General features: G+C 63.7%; 16 protein-coding genes. 10 read left to right on the forward strand and 6 right to left on the reverse strand.

Annotated elements, in window-relative coordinates; all coding sequences use genetic code 11:
• The first annotated feature begins 53 nt into the window (after positions 1-53).
• The gene (locus OW521_RS12850; RefSeq protein WP_268020028.1) at positions 54-647 is read left to right on the forward strand and encodes a TetR/AcrR family transcriptional regulator; all 594 of its coding nucleotides are present in this window, start codon (positions 54-56) and stop codon (positions 645-647) included.
• Here the strand turns inward: OW521_RS12850 and OW521_RS12855 are convergent.
• Complete coding sequence (locus OW521_RS12855; protein ID WP_268020029.1) at positions 644-1,033, reverse strand: helix-turn-helix domain-containing protein; 390 nt, start codon at positions 1,031-1,033, stop codon at positions 644-646. The genes OW521_RS12850 and OW521_RS12855 overlap by 4 nt on opposite strands.
• A gap of 55 nt (positions 1,034-1,088) precedes the next feature.
• On the opposite strand from OW521_RS12855, the gene OW521_RS12860 reads away from it, so the two are divergent.
• Positions 1,089-1,838 carry a TetR/AcrR family transcriptional regulator gene (locus OW521_RS12860; protein ID WP_268020030.1) on the forward strand — a complete coding sequence of 250 codons (750 nt, stop codon included), beginning with the start codon at positions 1,089-1,091 and terminating at the stop codon, positions 1,836-1,838.
• Between the two features lie 104 nt (positions 1,839-1,942).
• Positions 1,943-3,208 carry an acyl-CoA dehydrogenase family protein gene (locus OW521_RS12865; protein WP_268020031.1) on the forward strand — a complete coding sequence of 422 codons (1,266 nt, stop codon included), beginning with the start codon at positions 1,943-1,945 and terminating at the stop codon, positions 3,206-3,208.
• Positions 3,209-3,361: 153 nt separating this feature from the next.
• Here OW521_RS12865 and OW521_RS12870 read toward each other — a convergent pair whose 3' ends face one another.
• The 3 genes from OW521_RS12870 to ptsP form a co-directional block, all read right to left on the reverse strand.
• Positions 3,362-4,336 (reverse strand): class I SAM-dependent methyltransferase, encoded by a 975-nt coding sequence (locus tag OW521_RS12870; RefSeq protein ID WP_268020032.1) that lies wholly within the window; start codon positions 4,334-4,336, stop codon positions 3,362-3,364.
• Positions 4,337-4,682: 346 nt separating this feature from the next.
• A complete protein-coding gene (locus OW521_RS12875; protein ID WP_268020033.1) occupies positions 4,683-4,961 on the reverse strand; it encodes an HPr family phosphocarrier protein in 279 nt (92 codons plus the stop codon).
• 41 nt (positions 4,962-5,002) lie between these two features.
• Positions 5,003-6,691 carry a phosphoenolpyruvate--protein phosphotransferase gene (gene ptsP / locus OW521_RS12880; protein ID WP_268020034.1) on the reverse strand — a complete coding sequence of 563 codons (1,689 nt, stop codon included), beginning with the start codon at positions 6,689-6,691 and terminating at the stop codon, positions 5,003-5,005.
• 117 nt (positions 6,692-6,808) lie between these two features.
• On the opposite strand from ptsP, the gene OW521_RS12885 reads away from it, so the two are divergent.
• From OW521_RS12885 to OW521_RS12895, 3 genes are all read left to right on the forward strand, one after another.
• Positions 6,809-7,531, forward strand: coding sequence for a TetR/AcrR family transcriptional regulator (locus OW521_RS12885; protein ID WP_234751842.1), 723 nt, complete (start codon positions 6,809-6,811; stop codon positions 7,529-7,531).
• A 68-nt stretch (positions 7,532-7,599) separates the two neighbouring features.
• Positions 7,600-9,579, forward strand: a complete 1,980-nt coding sequence (locus OW521_RS12890) for a PTS mannitol transporter subunit IICBA (protein WP_268020035.1) — start codon at positions 7,600-7,602, stop codon at positions 9,577-9,579.
• Entirely contained in the window at positions 9,579-10,727 is a 1,149-nt protein-coding gene (locus tag OW521_RS12895) for a mannitol-1-phosphate 5-dehydrogenase (protein ID WP_268020036.1), read from the forward strand. Before OW521_RS12890 ends, OW521_RS12895 begins: the two co-directional genes overlap by 1 nt.
• 228 nt (positions 10,728-10,955) lie before the next feature.
• Here OW521_RS12895 and OW521_RS12900 read toward each other — a convergent pair whose 3' ends face one another.
• Positions 10,956-11,444, reverse strand: coding sequence for a MarR family winged helix-turn-helix transcriptional regulator (locus tag OW521_RS12900; protein ID WP_268020037.1), 489 nt, complete (start codon positions 11,442-11,444; stop codon positions 10,956-10,958).
• Between the two features lie 60 nt (positions 11,445-11,504).
• Here OW521_RS12900 and OW521_RS12905 point away from each other — a divergent pair, with 60 nt between their 5' ends.
• The 4 genes from OW521_RS12905 (at position 11,505) to OW521_RS12920 (ending at position 14,832) form a co-directional block, all read left to right on the forward strand.
• Positions 11,505-12,236, forward strand: a complete 732-nt coding sequence (locus tag OW521_RS12905; protein WP_268020038.1) for an NAD(P)-dependent oxidoreductase — start codon at positions 11,505-11,507, stop codon at positions 12,234-12,236.
• A gap of 310 nt (positions 12,237-12,546) precedes the next feature.
• Entirely contained in the window at positions 12,547-13,050 is a 504-nt protein-coding gene (locus OW521_RS12910) for a GNAT family N-acetyltransferase (protein WP_265979465.1), read from the forward strand.
• An 81-nt stretch (positions 13,051-13,131) separates the two neighbouring features.
• The gene (locus OW521_RS12915) at positions 13,132-13,578 is read left to right on the forward strand and encodes a MarR family winged helix-turn-helix transcriptional regulator (protein ID WP_268020039.1); all 447 of its coding nucleotides are present in this window, start codon (positions 13,132-13,134) and stop codon (positions 13,576-13,578) included.
• Between the two features lie 27 nt (positions 13,579-13,605).
• Positions 13,606-14,832, forward strand: a complete 1,227-nt coding sequence (locus tag OW521_RS12920; RefSeq protein ID WP_268020040.1) for an MFS transporter — start codon at positions 13,606-13,608, stop codon at positions 14,830-14,832.
• A gap of 87 nt (positions 14,833-14,919) precedes the next feature.
• Here OW521_RS12920 and OW521_RS12925 read toward each other — a convergent pair whose 3' ends face one another.
• Entirely contained in the window at positions 14,920-16,380 is a 1,461-nt protein-coding gene (locus tag OW521_RS12925) for a sugar porter family MFS transporter (protein WP_268020041.1), read from the reverse strand.
• Positions 16,381-16,636: the final 256 nt, after the last annotated feature.

A 16,636-nucleotide genomic window follows, 5' to 3' on the forward strand; every position in this document is an offset into this window, starting at 1 on the left:
AGTCACTGGAATGCTATTCTTTTTTCGTGGAGATTCGGCATAACGACAGGCGGATGGCTCAAGCTGTCGCCACGAAGGCTGCGGTGGTTGAGGCCGCTAAGGAACTGTTTCTGAGCAGGGGATACGTGGCCACCACTATCGGGGCAGTTGCCGAGCAGGCTGGCGTGGCTATCCAGACCATTTACAACTCCGTGGGCAACAAGGCGGCGCTACTGTCGGCCGTGGTCGACGCTACGGCTGCCGGTCCGGAGGCGCCCCGTTCCGTTCCGGAAACCATGCGCGCGCGGACAGCCGCGGCCGTCGACGCAGGCGCGGTCATTGAATTGTTGGCTGACTGGTTCTCCGAGGTGCACCCACGCAGCAGCGAACTGTTCAGCGTCATGAGGCAGGCCTCCGCCGTCGACGCTGAAGCGGCCAAAGTGCTGAGGGACCGGGCAGAGCTCCGGCTACGGAACTACGCCGAAGCGGCTGACGCGCTCCGGCAACGCGGGGCGTTGACCTCCGGCATGAGCGATGAGCAAGCAGCGGCCGTGATCTGGTCCGTGGGCCACCCTGACACCTATCGATCACTGGTACTGGATTTCGGCTGGGAACCGGAGAGGTACCGGGATTGGGTCCACGCGGCGCTGAAGGCGGCCCTCGCCTAGCTTTCCTTATCTGCCGCGGCCTTCTTCTTCTGCGTCTCCAGCCACGCCATGATGTCCGCGAGCCGGATCCGACGGTGCGTGCCGCGGTATTCGACCGGGATTTCGCCACGATCGGTCATGTTGCGCAGGTAGGTGTGCGAGATTCCGGCGAGTTCGGCCGCTCGCGACGTGGTCAGCATTTCCTCCACGCTGCTGACCGTCACCGCTTCGCCTCGGCCCAGCCGGCCGAGGAGATCGACGACGGCGTCCCTTGCCTCATCGGGCAGCCGGTGGACCGTGCCGTCAACGAAAACGGTGATGTCGTTGCTGTCCTGGAGTGAGCGCGCCAGGTTCCGGGCGTCGTCTGCGGGCAGGCCTGGCGTCACGCGGGGAGCTATCAATGCCATGGCAGAAGCCTAGCCGCATCGATTTGTTGGACGGAACTGCGCTAGATTCACGCCTATGGTCAACTACCCCGCCAATCCTGATCCGGGACCCGCCGTGGCCGCCGCAATCGAGCTACTGGTGCGGCAAGGCTACGACGCCACCTCCGTAGACGACCTCGCCGACGCCGCAGGAATCAGCCGCAGCACGTTCTTCCGCAAGTTCGGCTCCAAAGAGGACATCATTTTCGCTGATCACGACCGCATTCTCGCCCGGGTTCAAGAGCTGCTTTCGCGTACGACGGCGGATCCGTTGCGTTCGGTTGTGGATGCCGCGCTCTTGGTCTTCGACCACCACGTAGGTAGCCGCGAAACCTCCTTGGCGCGCTACGAGCTCCTGCGCCGCGTGCCCGCCCTTCGTGATCGTGAACTGGTTATGACACATCGCTATCAGCGGGCCTTTCGAGGCCATCTCCAGGCGGCACTTCCCGAGGGCGAGAACCGGGAACTCACTGCCGTGGCCTTTGCTGCGGCAGTAGTCGCGGTGCACAACAGCGTCCTGCGCCAATGGCTGCGGGCGGCTGTTGACCGCGAGCACATCGAGGGCGACGCGCGGCAAGCTGAAGCCCGAGGGTTGGCTGCCCGGCTCGCGCGGGATTTGGAGGCTCTGGCTGACACTTTCGCCGGGGGTCCTGCCCGGGTTCCAGTGAGCCAGGCGGCTGGTGAGTCGTCCGCAGAAAGTGGGCGTCCCGCCGTCGTGGTTGCTGTCCTGGATCCGGCCGCAGGCACGGAGCAAATCCTCCAAGCGGTCCGCGACGCCCTGACGTAGCTCGGTTTCGTCGCGGTTCTTTGGAACTGAGTTCCTTGACATGAAACTGAGTGTCAGCGCATGCTGGGAGTCGCAGATCGTAACCCCAGAGCGAGGATTCCTCCATGACGACGACGTCCGACGACACTTCCGCAGAACTGAATGCCGTTTTTCCGCACGGCGCTGTTTTCCCGATAGGCACCACGGAGCCCGAATATGTCCTGAACGAGGCCCTGGACCCGGATCCGGCCTCCGTTTTCAAGGACATCAGCAACGAGGACCGCGCCTACTGGGATCGCGCCCGGGCCTTTGTCCAAAATGAAGTCCTCCCGGTCATCGCGGGCTACTGGGAGCGCGCAGAGTACCCGCTGCACCTCGTGAAGCGTCTGGGCGAACTCGACCTTCTGCGCGACGGGATCGACGTCGACGGGTTCCCGGCCATGAGCAAGACCGCCGCCGGGCTGGTCACCATGGAGCTGAGCCGCGGCGACGGCTCCATCGGCACGGTGGTGGCGGTCCAAGGTGGTTTGGCTTTGCGTTCCGTGGCCGAATGCGGATCTCCCGAACAGCAGGCCCGCTGGCTTCCAGCGCTTTCCCGGGCCGAGGAATATGGCGCGTTCGCCTTGACCGAGCCGGCGCACGGCTCCGATTCGGTAGGGCTCGAAACCACCGCAACAGCCGTCGAGGGCGGTTATGTCCTCAATGGCGAAAAGAAGTGGATCGGCAACGGCTCGATCGGTGGCCTGACGGTGGTCTGGGCTCGTGGCGATGACGGGCAGGTCCATGGCTACCTTGTCCCGCAGGATTCCTCCGGCTACTCCGCCGCCACCATTGAGGGCAAGCTCTCCCTGCGGGCCATCTTTCAGGCGCACATCCGCTTGGAAAACGTCTTCGTGCCGGCGGAAAACGTCCTCCCGGGCGCAAGGAGTTTCAAGGACACCGCCCGCGTCCTTTTGGCGACCCGGCTGGGAGTGGCCTGGTCCGCCGTCGGGCATGCCACGGCCTGCTACGAGACTGCGGTGCAGTACGCCGCCCAGCGCCGGCAGTTCGGCCGCCCGCTGGCAGCTTCGCAGATTGTGCAGGAGCGTCTTGCCCGCATGCACTCCGAGCTCGCCACGATGCAACTCATGGTCATGCAGATGACCAGGCTGGACGAAGAGGGCGTCCTGACCCCCGCGCAGGCGGCGCTCGCAAAGTTCACGTGCACCCGGACCGCCCGCAGCATCGCCTCGAACGCGCGTGACCTGCTCGGCGGCAACGGAATCCTGTTGGCCAACCGCGTGGCACGGCACTTCGCCGATATCGAAGGCATCCATACATATGAGGGAACGGAGACCGTCCAGGCCCTGATCATAGGACGCTCCATTACGGGCATTTCCGCCTTCGCCTGAGCGGCTTGCTCTTGCCCTGCCCTGTGACGCTCGCTCAGATTTGAGCCCTTTTGACGGAACGCTCCTGCACATCTGAGCCCTTTTGACGGAACGCTCCTGCAGATCCGCAGGCCCTATTTCCCTCTGCTCGGTGTGGTCGCTGGAGCCATTGCGTCACTCCACCACGGCAATCGCGAAGCCGCCCCACGCGCGCTTCTTCTTGGTCTCACGACCGAGCACGTGCTGTTCGAGTAGCGCCAACCCACAGGATCGGAGAAGTTCGGATAGACGCTCCCGCGACGGCGGTGCACTGTCCACGCCGAACTTCAACGGTCCTCCCACTGCTTTGGCCGCAGCCCTCCCGAATCGCCAATAAGGCATACTCGACTCGAGGGTCTCGGTCGTGAAGTAGTCGAACGCGAGCAGGCTGCCCTTGGCGCAACTCGCAACCTTGCTCAGTGTGTCCTCGATCGCTCTCCGGTCGAGGTACATCGTCACGCCCTCCCAGAGGAACAGAGCTGGGCGCCGGGGGTCGAACCCGGCGTCCACGAGTTTGGCGAGCCAGTCGTCCTTCTCGAAGTCCGCGGGCACGAACGTGACCCTAGGTGCGTCGATTCGTGCCTTGATCAGTATGTCGCGCTTGACGGCCTGCGTCTTCGGGGCATCGATCTCGAAGGAAGTGACCGGGGCGTCCTGCGGGAGGCGGTATGGGCGCGTGTCGAAGCCGGCTCCGAGGATGACCAACTGGTCGATCCCCGGAAGGAAGCGGTCCAAGGCCCCGTCGAAGAACGTGACCCTGGCCGACGCCTCGGCTTGTGGAGGTATCTCGCCCTCGAAGGGGTACCGGAAGGCCTTCGGGACGAAGCCCGTGACGCGGTGCGCGAAGACCGTCGGCCAAAATGCCAGCCGCATACCCAGCCAAGGCACTCCGGGCAGGATGGGCAACAGCCGGTTCGCGGCCTGGTCTTCTCGTAGGCCGAAATTGTGCATCGCCCACCTCACGGTGAGCGGTGCTTGCGCGCTTGTCGACACGCCGGAAGGCCTCGCGGCCAGGAGCTTGCCTACCCAGATCGCATAGCCGAGCAGCGAGACCGGGAGCAGCACAGTACTGAGCGCATAGAAGGCGACGGCGGCACTAGGCTTGCGCATTCCCGGTCCCTTTCGGTTGGTGTCATATCTGCAGGAGCGTGGGGCGGGACGCTGCCATATGTGAGCGGGCGTCAGATTGAAGGCCGTCATATCTGCAGGAGGGTCGGGAAAGGGGCCTTCATATGTGAGCGAGCGTGCGGTTGGAGCAATCGATGAGGCGCTTAAAGACGAGGGCGGTTAAAGAAGAATCGAATTTCCGCGTCACGATTCGGCACCCGGTCCCACAAATCAGACAGCGCGCCATCGCGGTCCCCCGTACTTGGTGGCGCGTTTTCCGGTAGAGACCCCGGGAAGCTGTGGCCGGCCCTTGCGGCCGGCCACAGTCCCCACCCACTGGGCCCCGGCGCTAAACCGCGTCGAGGTCTGTTTCCAGCAGAGTTACCAGGGAATCCAAAGCAGCGTCGGCGCCGTCGCCCTCTGCCCGCAGCACCACGACGTCGCCTTTCGCCGCGCCGAGCGTCATGAGCGAAAGGATGCTGGCGCCGTCGAGCGCGTCATCGGCGGGGGCTCCGGCCATCGCGATGGTCACTTCAACCGGGGATTCCCCTGCGGCTTCCGCGAAGATCGCCGCAGGGCGGGCGTGCATTCCGGAGCGGCTGGCGATGATGGCGGTGCGTTCGGGCATGGTTTCTCCTTTTGTTCAGATTGAGGTTGGTGCGGCGGGGCTCAGAGCCCGAGTTCCTCAAGGATCGGCAACTTGGCACGGACCCAGGCCTTGGCGTCGAGGGCGTCGGATGCGCTGAGCGCCAAGCGGGCCAGCTCCTGTGCCTGTTCCAGGGTCACCGTTTTGAGCACGGTTCCGACGGCGGCCAGGGACCGGGCGGTCATGGATAGTGTGGACACCCCCAGGCCAACAAGTACGACGGCGAGGGCCGGGTCTGCGGCTGCTTCACCGCAGACGCCAACGGGTTTGTTGTTGCCCTCTTCCGCAGAGCCCGCGACGGTCAACTGCACCAAGCGCAGAACAGCAGGCTGCCACGGCGTGTTGAGCTCGGCAAGGGGGCCGAGTTGCCGGTCGGCGGCCATGGCGTACTGCGTGAGGTCGTTGGTGCCCAGGGATGCGAAGCCTACGTGGCGCAGAACCGAGGCCGAGGTCAGAGCCGCGGACGGAACTTCCACCATGACACCGGGAGTCTTGATCCCGGCGGCGTCACACAGCGAGGCGAAACGGGCGGCTTCGGCCGGCGTCGAGATCATGGGCGCCATGACCCAAACGTCGGCTTCTGATTCCTCGGCGGCTATGGCGATTGCCTCGAGTTGGCGTTCCAAAACGCCGGGCGTGGTGAAGTCGGTGCGGTAGCCGCGCACACCGAGGGCCGGGTTTGGTTCGGTGGCATCGGTGAGGAAGGGAAGGGGCTTGTCGGCGCCGGCGTCGAGGGTCCGGAGGACCACTTTCTTGCCCGGGAAGGCGTCGAACACGCCCCTGTACGCTGCGGCTTGTTCCAATACGGTCGGTTCGGTGTCGCGTTCCAGGAAACAGAATTCGGTGCGGAAAAGGCCCACGCCCTGGGCGCCCAACGCGGCGGCCGCGGCAGCGTCCTTGGCCCCGCCCACGTTGGCGAGAAGCGGAACCAAGTGGCCGTCCGCCGTCGTGCCGTTTCCATCAAAAACCGCCAGCGTGGCGGCATTTTCGACCCATGCGAGGGCGGCGGCGCGCTGCTCCTCGGAGGGTTCGAGGGAGAGGGAGCCGGCCGCGCCATCCACAAAGACCTCGGAGCCGTCCGGGATCTCGTCCACCCCGCGGGCAGCGACGACGGCGGGCAGGCCGAGCGAGCGCGCGATGATCGCCGTGTGGGACTGCGGTCCGCCGCCCGAAGTGACCAGTGCTGTCACGATGGCGGGGTCCAGCGTCGCGGTGTCCGCAGGGGCCAGGTCTTCGGCCACCAGGATGAAAGGAGTGTCCGACGCCGGGATCCCCGGGGCGGGGACGCCGCGGAGTTCGGCGACGATCCGGGCGCGTACGTCCAAGACGTCAGTGGCACGCTCGGCCATGTACCCGCCCAGGTTGTGGAGCATCTCCGATACCGAGGCGCCCGCTTCCCAGATGGCGCGTTCCGCGGAGCTGCCGTTGTTGTTGATGAGCTTGGTGGCCGACTTCAGGAGCATGGTGTCCTTGGCCATCAGCGCGGTGGCGTCCAGCACGGCCTTACCGTCTCCGCTGGCCCGGTCCGCGCGTGCCTTGAGTTCGTCGTGGACCGACTGGGCCGCCGCTTTCAGTCCGGCGACGGCTTCTTCCGCCGTCGTGGAAACCGCGAGCTGCTCGCCCGACGGCGGTTCGCTGACTGGCTTGGGCATCTGACGGATAGTGCCAATGACGCGGCCCGGGCTGACGCCTACTCCTTGGAAATTCTGCACTGAAATCCTCTGTTCCTGCTCTCGGATCGGACCCACCGGCTGCGGCGCCTCGGGGTCCGAAAAAATCTCCTGTGACTCACTTCATATAGCGTTGCTATAGGTGCTAGGGTAGCGGCTATGAGTTTCGATGACCAGCTTCCGCCTAAAACTCGGCTGCTCCGTGCAGCTGCCGAGTTGCTGGCGAATTCGGACGGGTCGCCGGTCTCTACGCGCCAAATCACCAAACTTGCCGGCGTCACGGCGCCCACGCTTTACCACCACTTCGGCGATAAGGAGGGGCTGTTCGACGCCGTCGTTGCAGCCGGCTTCGAGGAGTACGTGGCGGGGGAGCGGGACTTCGCACCTTCTGGGGAACCCCTGGAAGACGTCCGGCGGATGTGGGACAACCACGTCCAGTTCGGACTCACCCAACCGCACCTTTACTTGGTGATGTTCGGCAATATCCGTCCCGAAAGCAGGCCGGCCATCGTGGCTGATGCCGAGTCGCTTCTGGAGGAAATGCTGAGCAAGGCGGCCATTGCCGGGCAGATCAACGTACCCCCGCGCGAGGCAGCAAGGAGCATCCTGGCAGCCAACGTTGGTGTCACGCTCATGCTCATTGCAGAGCCATTGGAAGACCGGAACCTCGAGCTCTCCACCATGACCCGGGATTCCATGATTTTCGCTGTGTCCACGGAAACAGCCCGTGGCGCCGCAGCCGACGACTCCGGCAAGTCGTCCGTTGTTGTTGCGGCAATCGCGCTGAATGCGGCACTCCAAGCCTCGCATTCAGACCAACTATCCAGTTCGGAACTGAAGCTTTTCCTTGAATGGCTTCACCGAATCTCCAGCAGCTCCTAGAGCTGTCCTCCTTCGATAGATATCGACTGATCCCGCACTGATGCGGGACTCACGTTAGGAATTCACAGATGGCAACAGCGTCCGTTGCGAAACCGCGCACCAGCCTGCGCGTTGGTGTCCAAAAGTTCGGAACTTTCCTCTCCGGCATGATCATGCCCAACATCGGGGCCTTCATTGCATGGGGCCTCATTACCGCCCTGTTCATCAAGACCGGTTGGCTGCCCGTCCCCGAACTGGGCGGCTTCGGCAACAACGCTGCGGGCGCGCCGAACGTGGGCCTTGTCGGCCCCATGATCACCTATCTGCTGCCGCTCCTGATTGCGTACACCGGCGGCAAGATGGTCTACGACGTCCGCGGCGGCGTGGTGGGTGCTATCGGTACCATGGGCGTGATCGTTGGTGCCGGTATTCCGATGTTTATCGGTGCAATGCTTATGGGCCCGCTCGGTGGCTGGACGATGAAGAAGATCGACTCCATCTGGGATGGCAAGATCCGTCCGGGCTTCGAGATGCTGGTGAACAACTTCTCCGCAGGTATTTGGGGAGGCTTGCTCGCCATGCTCGGCTTCTTCGGTATTTCTCCCCTGGTCCAGGCCTTCAGTACGGCGGCGGGCAATTTCGTCCAGTTCCTGGTCCACAACGGACTCCTTCCGCTTACCAGCATCTTCATCGAGCCCGCCAAGGTCCTCTTCCTGAACAACGCAATCAACCACGGGGTGCTGACCCCGTTGGGGATCCAGCAGTCGCTCGACCAAGGTAAGTCCATCTTGTTCCTGCTTGAAGCCAACCCCGGTCCGGGAGCCGGAATTCTTCTCGCCTATATTTTCTTTGGACGCGGAGCAGCGAAGGCCTCGGCACCCGGCGCTTTGATCATCCAGTTCCTTGGCGGGATCCATGAGATCTACTTCCCGTATGTCCTGATGCGCCCGCTGCTGATCCTAGGAGCTATCGCCGGAGGCATGACAGGCATTGCGACACTCGCAATCACCAACTCCGGCCTCGTGGCTCCGGCAGCCCCGGGATCCATCTTCGCAGTCGTTGCCCAGACCTCCCGGGACAGCTATGTGGGCGTCATTTTGGCGGTCATCTTGGCAGCGACGGTATCGTTCCTCGTCTCCTCGCTAATTCTCCGCACCACGCATCACAGCGACGAGGTTGACCTTGGCGCAGCCACCTCCAAGATGGAAGAAATGAAAGGCAAGAAGAGTTCCGTTTCCTCCGCCCTCCTGGGCGCCGCTGGCGGTACCGCCCTCCTGACCCGCCCAATCCAGAACATCGTGTTCGCGTGCGACGCCGGCATGGGCTCCAGCGCCATGGGCGCATCGGTGCTGCGGAACAAGATCAAGGCAGCCGGTTTCCCGGAGGTCAAGGTCACCAACGCGGCCATCGCCAACCTCACCGACACCTACGATGTCGTCATCACGCACCAGGACCTTGCCGAACGCGCGCAGCCGCTCACGACCGGAGCCGTGCACGTCTCCGTGGACAACTTCATGAACAGCCCGCGGTACGACGAGATCGTCGAGCTGGTCAAGAGCAGCAACGCGGCTCCCGGCGCTCAAGGATCGACGACGGCGGCCGAACCGGCCGCCCAGCCGGCCACCGCCGTCGTGGGCAGGGATGTTCTGCTCGCCGAAAGCGTGATCCTCAACGGCACCGCGACGGACCGTGATTCGGCCATCGACGAAGCCGGCAAGCTCCTGCTGGACCGCGGCTCCGTGGACATGGGCTACATTCACGCCATGCATGAACGCGAGGAATCGGTGTCCACATACATGGGCAGCTTCCTGGCTATCCCGCACGGCACCAACGCCGCAAAGGACCACATCCTGCACTCCGGTGTGTCGATTGTCCGCTACCCCGAGGGCATCGACTGGGGTGGCAAGCAGGTCAAGTTCGTCGTCGGCGTCGCCGGGATCGACAACGAGCACCTCCACATCCTGGCCTCCATCGCCAAGATCTTCACGGACAAGGCGCAAGTAGCCCAGCTTGAGCAGGCCACGTCGGTGGAGGAAGTGCTGGATCTGTTCGGAAAGGTCAACGCATAGTGAAGGCAGTCCATTTTGGGGCCGGGAACATCGGACGGGGATTCGTCGGCTTGCTGCTGCACGAGGCTGGATATGAGGTGGTCTTCGCCGATGTCGCGGACGCCTTGATCAGCCAGCTCGCCTCCGCATCCTCCTACGAGGTCCACGAGGTTGGCGAAAATGCAACAGTCAAGACCGTGTCCGGTTTCCGGGCCCTGAATTCGGGCTCTGAGGAGGCTGCCGTCGTCGCGGAAATCGCGACGGCGGACCTCGTCACCACGGCGGTTGGGCCGCACATCCTCAAGTTCGTGGCGCCAGTGATCGCGCGCGGCCTGGCTGGCCGGTCGCCGTCGCTGGCTCCGCTTCAGGTCATGGCCTGCGAGAACGCGATCAACGCGACCGACTTGCTGCAATCCGAAGTGCACGCCGCTTGGGACGGGGCCGCGGGTGACCTTTCCTCCGTGGCGGTGTTTGCCAACACTGCCGTGGACAGGATCGTCCCCAACCAGGCGCCCGGCCAAGGCCTGGACGTCACCGTGGAGACTTTCTACGAGTGGGTCATCGACCGGACCCCGTTCGCGGGTACGCCCCCGGTGATTCCGGGAGCGACCTTCGTGGACGAGCTTGGTCCGTATATCGAGCGCAAGCTGTTCACCGTCAACACCGGCCACGCCTCGGCAGCGTACTTCGGCTACGGCGTCGGCTTGGAGAAGATCTCCGAAGCCATGGCCGATGCCTCCGTAGCTTCACGAGTACGGGCCGTGTTGGAGGAAACCAAGCAGCTTCTCGTGGCCAAGCACGGCTTCGTCGAGGCCGAGCAGGAAGCGTACGTTCAGAAGATCCTGTCCCGCTTCACCAACCCGTACCTGCCGGACACCGTGAACCGGGTAGGCCGTGCCCCGCTGCGCAAACTGGGCCGGCACGAACGGTTCATCGGCCCGGCCGCGGAGCTCGCCGAGCGCGGAGTCACCCCCGTTGCCTTGCTCGACGCGATGTCCGCCGCCCTTCGTTTCGACGACGGGGCAGACGACGAAGCCGTGGAGCTCACCCGGATGCTTTCCGAGATGGACGCCGCCGAGGCGGTTGAGCGCATTACCGATCTGCCGCCGACGCACCCGCTGTTCCCGCAGGTGCAGAAGCTGATCGAAGACCGCAAGGCCGAAGGCTAAACCCGGGCCCGGCGAGCCGGGCCCGGGTCCCTCCCCGGGGACGCTCCCCGGGGACCCTCCCCGGCGATCCTCCTGCAGATCTGGCTCGCTTTTCCCGAACGCTCGCTCACCTTTAGGCTGCTTTCGGGCGATCCTCCTGCAGATCTGACGGCCAAAACGCTCACCCTCCTTCACTTTTGATGTGCAGGAGGGTGAGCGTTTTGGGCCCCAAAGGTGAGCGAGCGTCGATTAGCTGCCGAGTTCTTCCGACGCCGTTCGCCCGGCGGCCTGGACGCGCCGCAGGAAGTCGGTAATGACGGCGATTTCGGCGTCGTCGTAGTCTGCACAGATGGTGTCCATGAGGCTGTTCATTCCCGCGTAGAGGCGGAACATCTCGGCGTTTCTATCGGGAAGAACCCGGATTACCACGGCGCGCCGGTCGGAGGGATCGCGGTCCCGCGCAATCCAGCCTCTGCGTTCGAGCCGGTCGAGGATGCCGGTCATGGTGGCTGGGTGCAGGCCGGCGTGTTTGGCCAGCGTGCTCGGGCTGAGCGGCCCCCGGTTCGAAATCAGGTCAAGACAATCAAGGTCAACGTCCTTCAGCTCGGCTTGAGTGCCGACCTGGTGATTGAGCACCGATAGTTGCAGGCGTACGCCGCGAAGCTCGGCCTTGAGCTCAGCAACAGCACGCCGCCGAAGGCGGGGGGTTGGGGCTTCTTGATTTGATATTGAACTCATATGATATCGTTTCTGTATTGTATGGTTTTCCTAGGACAAGAATACCGGAGGCCGCATCACATGAAGATTGCAGTATTCGGGGCAAACGGCCCCACCGGAAGGATTCTCACCGCACAGGCGCTCGACGCCGGCCATGTCGTCACCGCTGTTACGCGCCGGCCGCACGATTTCCCGCTTTCCGCCCCCGGCTTACGCGTGGTCGGCGCCGATGTGTACAACTTCGACGACCTGAGCGCCGTCGTCGAAGGAAATGATGCTGTTCTCTCAACCCTTGGTGTTCCATACAGCCGCCAGCCGATCACGGTCTATTCAGTGGGCACTGGCAACATCATCCGGGCAATGGGCAAGCACGGCGTCCGTCGATTGGTCTGCGTCAGCTCCAGCGCCACCGACACCACGGCCGGTCCGCATGGCGGGTTCCTTTTCGACAAAGTGCTGCAGCCCCTCGTTACCAAGCTGCTGGGGAAGACTCTGTACGAGGACATGCGGCGGATGGAAACGGCCGTCGCCGCCAGTGGTTTGGACTGGACAATAATGCGGCCCTCCGGCCTTTTCGAGACCGAATCCATCACGGACTACAAGATGGCCGTCGGCTATATCAATGGCATTTTCACGTCACGGACCGACCTTGCGGACTCTATGCTGCAGCAGCTCACCTCGGATGAATTCGTGCGCAAAACCGTGGCTGTTGCCACTTTCGCGCAAAAGCCGAGCCTCGTCCAGCTGCTTTTCCGTGAGGCCAGCAGCAAGAAGGCCGCACCGGATAGCGTGCCCGCGGGGAAGCTGTCCTGACCGCCATGCATCTCAGTCCGAGGTTCGTGTTGCGGCGTTTCTTTTTGTCGGGCTGTTCGCAGGATTCCTGATCGGATTGCTCGTCCTGGAGCGGTCACGCTCTCTCACCTTGGCGGGAAGCACGAAACCTTCCTTCGCGATGTGAAGGAGGGTTGCGGTTTGGTCCCTCAAAGGTGAAGGAGGGTTGCGGTTTGGACCCCCAAAGGTGGAGGAGGGTCGTGAAAATAGCCGTGGACCATCCAAGAAATTGCGATTGAACGTTTCACTCGAAATTCGTGCAACAGATCTCGCGCTGTGTCAGGCTAGTGTTATGAGTCACGCAAATCCAGGAGTAAAGCCGCTGTTGAGCATGGTTCTGGACGAAGGAGTCTTCACCCTCCGCCGGGCCCACTGGGAGGACCTCCCCGCCATTCTGAGATTGCTCGCAGCTGATCAATTGGGCAGCTCCCGCGAAAACGCCGAGGACGTTGGCCCCTATCTGCAGGCGTTCCAGCAGATCAACGAGGATCCCGCCCAATTGTTGGTGGTGGGCCATTTGAACGGTGCCTGCGTGGCAACCTTCCAACTGAGCTTCATTCCGGGCTTGGCGCGGAAGGGCTCGCTCCGCTGCCAGATCGAGGCCGTGCGTGTCGCCGCCGAGCTGCGGGACCATGGCGTTGGTGCGGCAATGATGCAGTGGGCCATCGAAGAGGCCAGGAGCCGTGGTTGCACCATGGTCCAGCTCACCAGCGACAAATCCCGCAAGGACGCCCATCGCTTCTATGAACGGCTGGGCTTCGTGGCCAGTCACGAGGGATTGAAGCTGGCGCTGTAGCAAGGAGGTCGGAGGAGCCCTTGCTAAGTGAGACGCGCATCCCTTGATATTTAGGTAGCCTAACTGTTAGGCTACCTAAATATGAACACCAATCCAGCTGACGACGCGCTCCTCGCCCTCGCCCAATCATTCCGGGAAGCCCTGCGGCAGAGTGTCTACGTGATGCGCCGCCTCGATTCCGAGGAGCAACTTAGTTCGGCTCAGCTTGGCGTCCTCAAGATGGCGCTCGACGGCGGTGCTCGCGTCGGAGAAATCGCCCGGAACCTTGGGGTCAAGGTCCCTAGCGCCACGGAGCAGATCATCAAGCTTGAGCGCGCCGGCCTGGTCAAGCGCGAAGCAGACCCGGACGATTCCCGCGCCGTCCGCGTCGCCGCGACGCCGGCGGGGCGTGCCGCCGTCGAGAATGCAGACCGCCGGCGCAACGAATTCATCGCCCGGATCCTCGGGACCCTGAGCCAAGATGAGCGCGATTCCGTCGCGGCCGCCCTTCCGGTGTTCGACAAGATCAACAACTCAGTCCAGAACTAAGACAAGCCAAAACTAGGAGAGCAGTCCATGAAAGGCCAGCTCGCAGACCAACTGCCGCCAGCGGAAGAAACCCTCGAGGCCGAGAAAGCCTCGTTCCTCAAGCAGCCCAAGGCTGTGTGGGCCACGGCGATTGCCGCCGTCTTCGCTTTCATGGGTATCGGCCTGGTTGACCCGATCCTGCCGGCCATCGCCAAGAACCTCCAGGCCAGCCCCAGCCAGGTGTCCTTGCTCTTCACGAGTTACTTCCTGGTGACAGCCGTCGCGATGCTCGTGACGGGGTTCGTCTCTTCGCGGATCGGCGGCAAGAAGACCCTCATGATCGGCCTGGCCCTGATTGTCGTGTTCGCCTCACTGTCCGGTCTTTCCGGCAGCGTGGGTGAGCTCGTCGGATTCCGCGCCGGCTGGGGACTTGGCAACGCCCTCTTCGTGGCCACCGCGCTCGCCGTGATTGTCGGCGTCGCGAGCGGCGGAACCGGAACCGCCATCATTCTGTACGAGGCCGCCCTCGGCCTGGGCATTTCCCTCGGCCCTCTGCTCGGCGCGCTCCTGGGTGGATGGCAGTGGCGCGCACCGTTCTTCGGCACCGCGGTCCTCATGGCGGTTTCCTTCATCGCCCTGATGGTCCTTCTGCCCAAGACTCCGGCCCCCGCCGCGAAGGCGCGCCTCCGTGACCCGCTCCTTGCCTTGGGCCACAAGGGCCTTCGCACCACCGCAGCCAGCGCCCTGTTCTACAACTACGGATTCTTCACCATCCTGGCCTTCACCCCGTTCATCCTGGGCATGGATGCCTACGGTATCGGCGCAGTGTTCTTCGGCTGGGGCGTGGCAGTGGCTGTCTTCTCAGTCTTCGTGGCACCCGTGCTGCAGCGGCGCTTCGGCACCACCAACGTCCTGGTCGGCACCCTCGGAACTCTCCTGCTGGACCTCGCCGGTCTGGGACTGGCCGCGGGGCACTCGGTGACCGCCGTCGTCGTACTGGTTATTGTGGCCGGGGCCCTGCTGGGCATCAACAACACGCTCTACACCGAACTCGCCATGGAAGTCTCCGATTCGCCGCGCCCCGTGGCCTCGGCCGGTTACAACTTTGTGCGCTGGATGGGCGGGGCGCTGGCTCCGTTTGCCGCAGCCCAGCTAGGTGAGCAATTCGGCCCGCAGGTTCCCTTCTTTGCCGCGGCGGTTGCCCTGGCGTTCGCGATCCTGGTGGCCGTGGGCGGCCGCCGGTTCCTGAAGTCGCACGAGCCGCACCTCGTGTAAGACAGCCCAACTGGCTCGCAGTTGTTGTCGTTATAAGCCCTCATAACGACAACAAATGCGAGCCAGTTGGGTGCGTGACAGCCTTGGCTACTTGGGTGTGATCGCAAGTTCCGCGGGCTTGGAGCCCTTCGGGACGAACAGGGTGTCAGCCTGCTCGAGGGACATGCCGTTTGTCTCGGGCACCTTGAACATGACGAAGAAGAACGACGCCGCCGCGAACAGTGCGTACATGCCGTAAGTCAGCGGCAACGAACCGGCCGCCATGATGGGGAAGCTCAAGGTGATGGCGAAGTTGGCGATCCACTGGGCCGCGGCGGCCAGGCCGAGCGCGCGGGCTCGGATGCGTGAGGGGAAGATCTCTCCCAGGAGCACCCACACCAACGGGCCCCACGAGGCTCCGAAGCTGACAACGAACACGTTGGCGGCTACCAAGGCTACGGGACCCCAGGCGCCGGTCAAGGACACGGACGAACCCGTCCCAGTGGCGGAAGAAAAGGCGATCGCCATGGCGCCCAGGGACACGGCCATGCCGAGGGATCCCGTCAGCAGGATGGGACGTCGGCCGATGCGGTCCACGAGCGCGATTGCCACGAGGGTGACCAAGATGTTGGTGATGGACGTTGCCACGGAGATGGCCAGGGAATCTTGCTCGTGGAAGCCGACTGCCTTCCACAGGGTGGTGGAGTAGTAGAAGATCACGTTGATGCCGACGAATTGCTGCAGCACCGACAGGATGATGCCGATCCACACCACGGGTTGCAGGCCAAACGCCTTGCCACGCAGCGAACCCTTTGTGGTGGAGAGCTTGTCCTGCTGGATGGAGTCGCGGATTTCGCGGATGTGGCGTTCGGTATCGTCGCCGGGCATCAGGGTGTCGAAGATCTTGCGTGCGGTGTCTTCCTTGCCGTTGAGGACCAGGAAGTGTGGGGATTCCGGCAGTCGGAAGGCGATCAGACCGTAGACCGCTGCTGGTACGGCGCAAGCGATGAACATCCAGCGCCAGGCCTCAATACCGAGCCACAAAGCGTGGTGGGCGCTTCCCGCGGACGTCGCCAGGACGGCGTCGGACAGCAGGGCCGCGAAAATGCCGGTGGTGATCGCCAGTTGCTGCAGCGACGCGAGCCGCCCGCGGACCTGGCGCGGCGAGATTTCCGAGATATAGGCCGGTGCAATCACGGAAGCAAGGCCGATGCCTAGACCACCCACTAGCCGCCAGAAAACCAAGTCCCAGATGCTGAAAGCCAAGCCCGTCCCGATGGAGCTGACCAGGAAGAGGGCGGCACCAAGTTTCATCGCGGGGATGCGGCCGTAGCGGTCGGCCACCTTGCCCGCAAGGTAAGCTCCCGCCGCACAGCCGAGCAGGGCCACCGCAACCGCGAATCCCGTGACCGCCTCGCTCAGCATGAATTCGTCCTTCATCGCATCCACGGCGCCGTTGACCACCGAGGAGTCGAAGCCGAAGAGGAACCCGCCCACAGCACCGGCAACGGCAAGGCCAATTACCTTGCGTGGGACGCCGGAATGGCTGTCGGAGCTGGAAATGGGCATGGCTCTCCCTTGAGGAAATGTAGTGGATTGTGCGGCGCGGTCGTCGTCGGCTGCTGATTCCGACGGGGACGCCGGTGCACTCGCGCTACACAGTGTGGCACGCTGCCAGCGTGACTTCCAGTCAATGCCGCCAGCCACACTGGACGTGTCACGCCACGCAAACTTTCGCGCCGCCGTCGGGCACTCCACGGCGCGAGCACTGGAAACGGCAACGGCAGGCAGTCCAAAAGACTGCCTGCCGTGACGCGGTTTGGTG

The organism is Arthrobacter sp. MMS18-M83, assembly GCF_026683955.1.
Classification (GTDB): domain Bacteria; phylum Actinomycetota; class Actinomycetes; order Actinomycetales; family Micrococcaceae; genus Arthrobacter.

Coding starts and splice junctions, on each gene's coding strand:
- OW521_RS12850 (WP_268020028.1), top strand. CDS start 54: ATGGCTCAAGCTGTCGCCACGAAGGCTGCGGTGGTTGAGGCCGCTAAG.
- OW521_RS12855 (WP_268020029.1), bottom strand. CDS start 1,033: ATGGCATTGATAGCTCCCCGCGTGACGCCAGGCCTGCCCGCAGACGAC.
- OW521_RS12860 (WP_268020030.1), top strand. CDS start 1,089: ATGGTCAACTACCCCGCCAATCCTGATCCGGGACCCGCCGTGGCCGCC.
- OW521_RS12865 (WP_268020031.1), top strand. CDS start 1,943: ATGACGACGACGTCCGACGACACTTCCGCAGAACTGAATGCCGTTTTT.
- OW521_RS12870 (WP_268020032.1), bottom strand. CDS start 4,336: ATGCGCAAGCCTAGTGCCGCCGTCGCCTTCTATGCGCTCAGTACTGTG.
- OW521_RS12875 (WP_268020033.1), bottom strand. CDS start 4,961: ATGCCCGAACGCACCGCCATCATCGCCAGCCGCTCCGGAATGCACGCC.
- OW521_RS12885 (WP_234751842.1), top strand. CDS start 6,809: ATGAGTTTCGATGACCAGCTTCCGCCTAAAACTCGGCTGCTCCGTGCA.
- OW521_RS12890 (WP_268020035.1), top strand. CDS start 7,600: ATGGCAACAGCGTCCGTTGCGAAACCGCGCACCAGCCTGCGCGTTGGT.
- OW521_RS12900 (WP_268020037.1), bottom strand. CDS start 11,444: ATGAGTTCAATATCAAATCAAGAAGCCCCAACCCCCCGCCTTCGGCGG.
- OW521_RS12905 (WP_268020038.1), top strand. CDS start 11,505: ATGAAGATTGCAGTATTCGGGGCAAACGGCCCCACCGGAAGGATTCTC.
- OW521_RS12910 (WP_265979465.1), top strand. CDS start 12,547: ATGAGTCACGCAAATCCAGGAGTAAAGCCGCTGTTGAGCATGGTTCTG.
- OW521_RS12915 (WP_268020039.1), top strand. CDS start 13,132: ATGAACACCAATCCAGCTGACGACGCGCTCCTCGCCCTCGCCCAATCA.
- OW521_RS12920 (WP_268020040.1), top strand. CDS start 13,606: ATGAAAGGCCAGCTCGCAGACCAACTGCCGCCAGCGGAAGAAACCCTC.
- OW521_RS12925 (WP_268020041.1), bottom strand. CDS start 16,380: ATGCCCATTTCCAGCTCCGACAGCCATTCCGGCGTCCCACGCAAGGTA.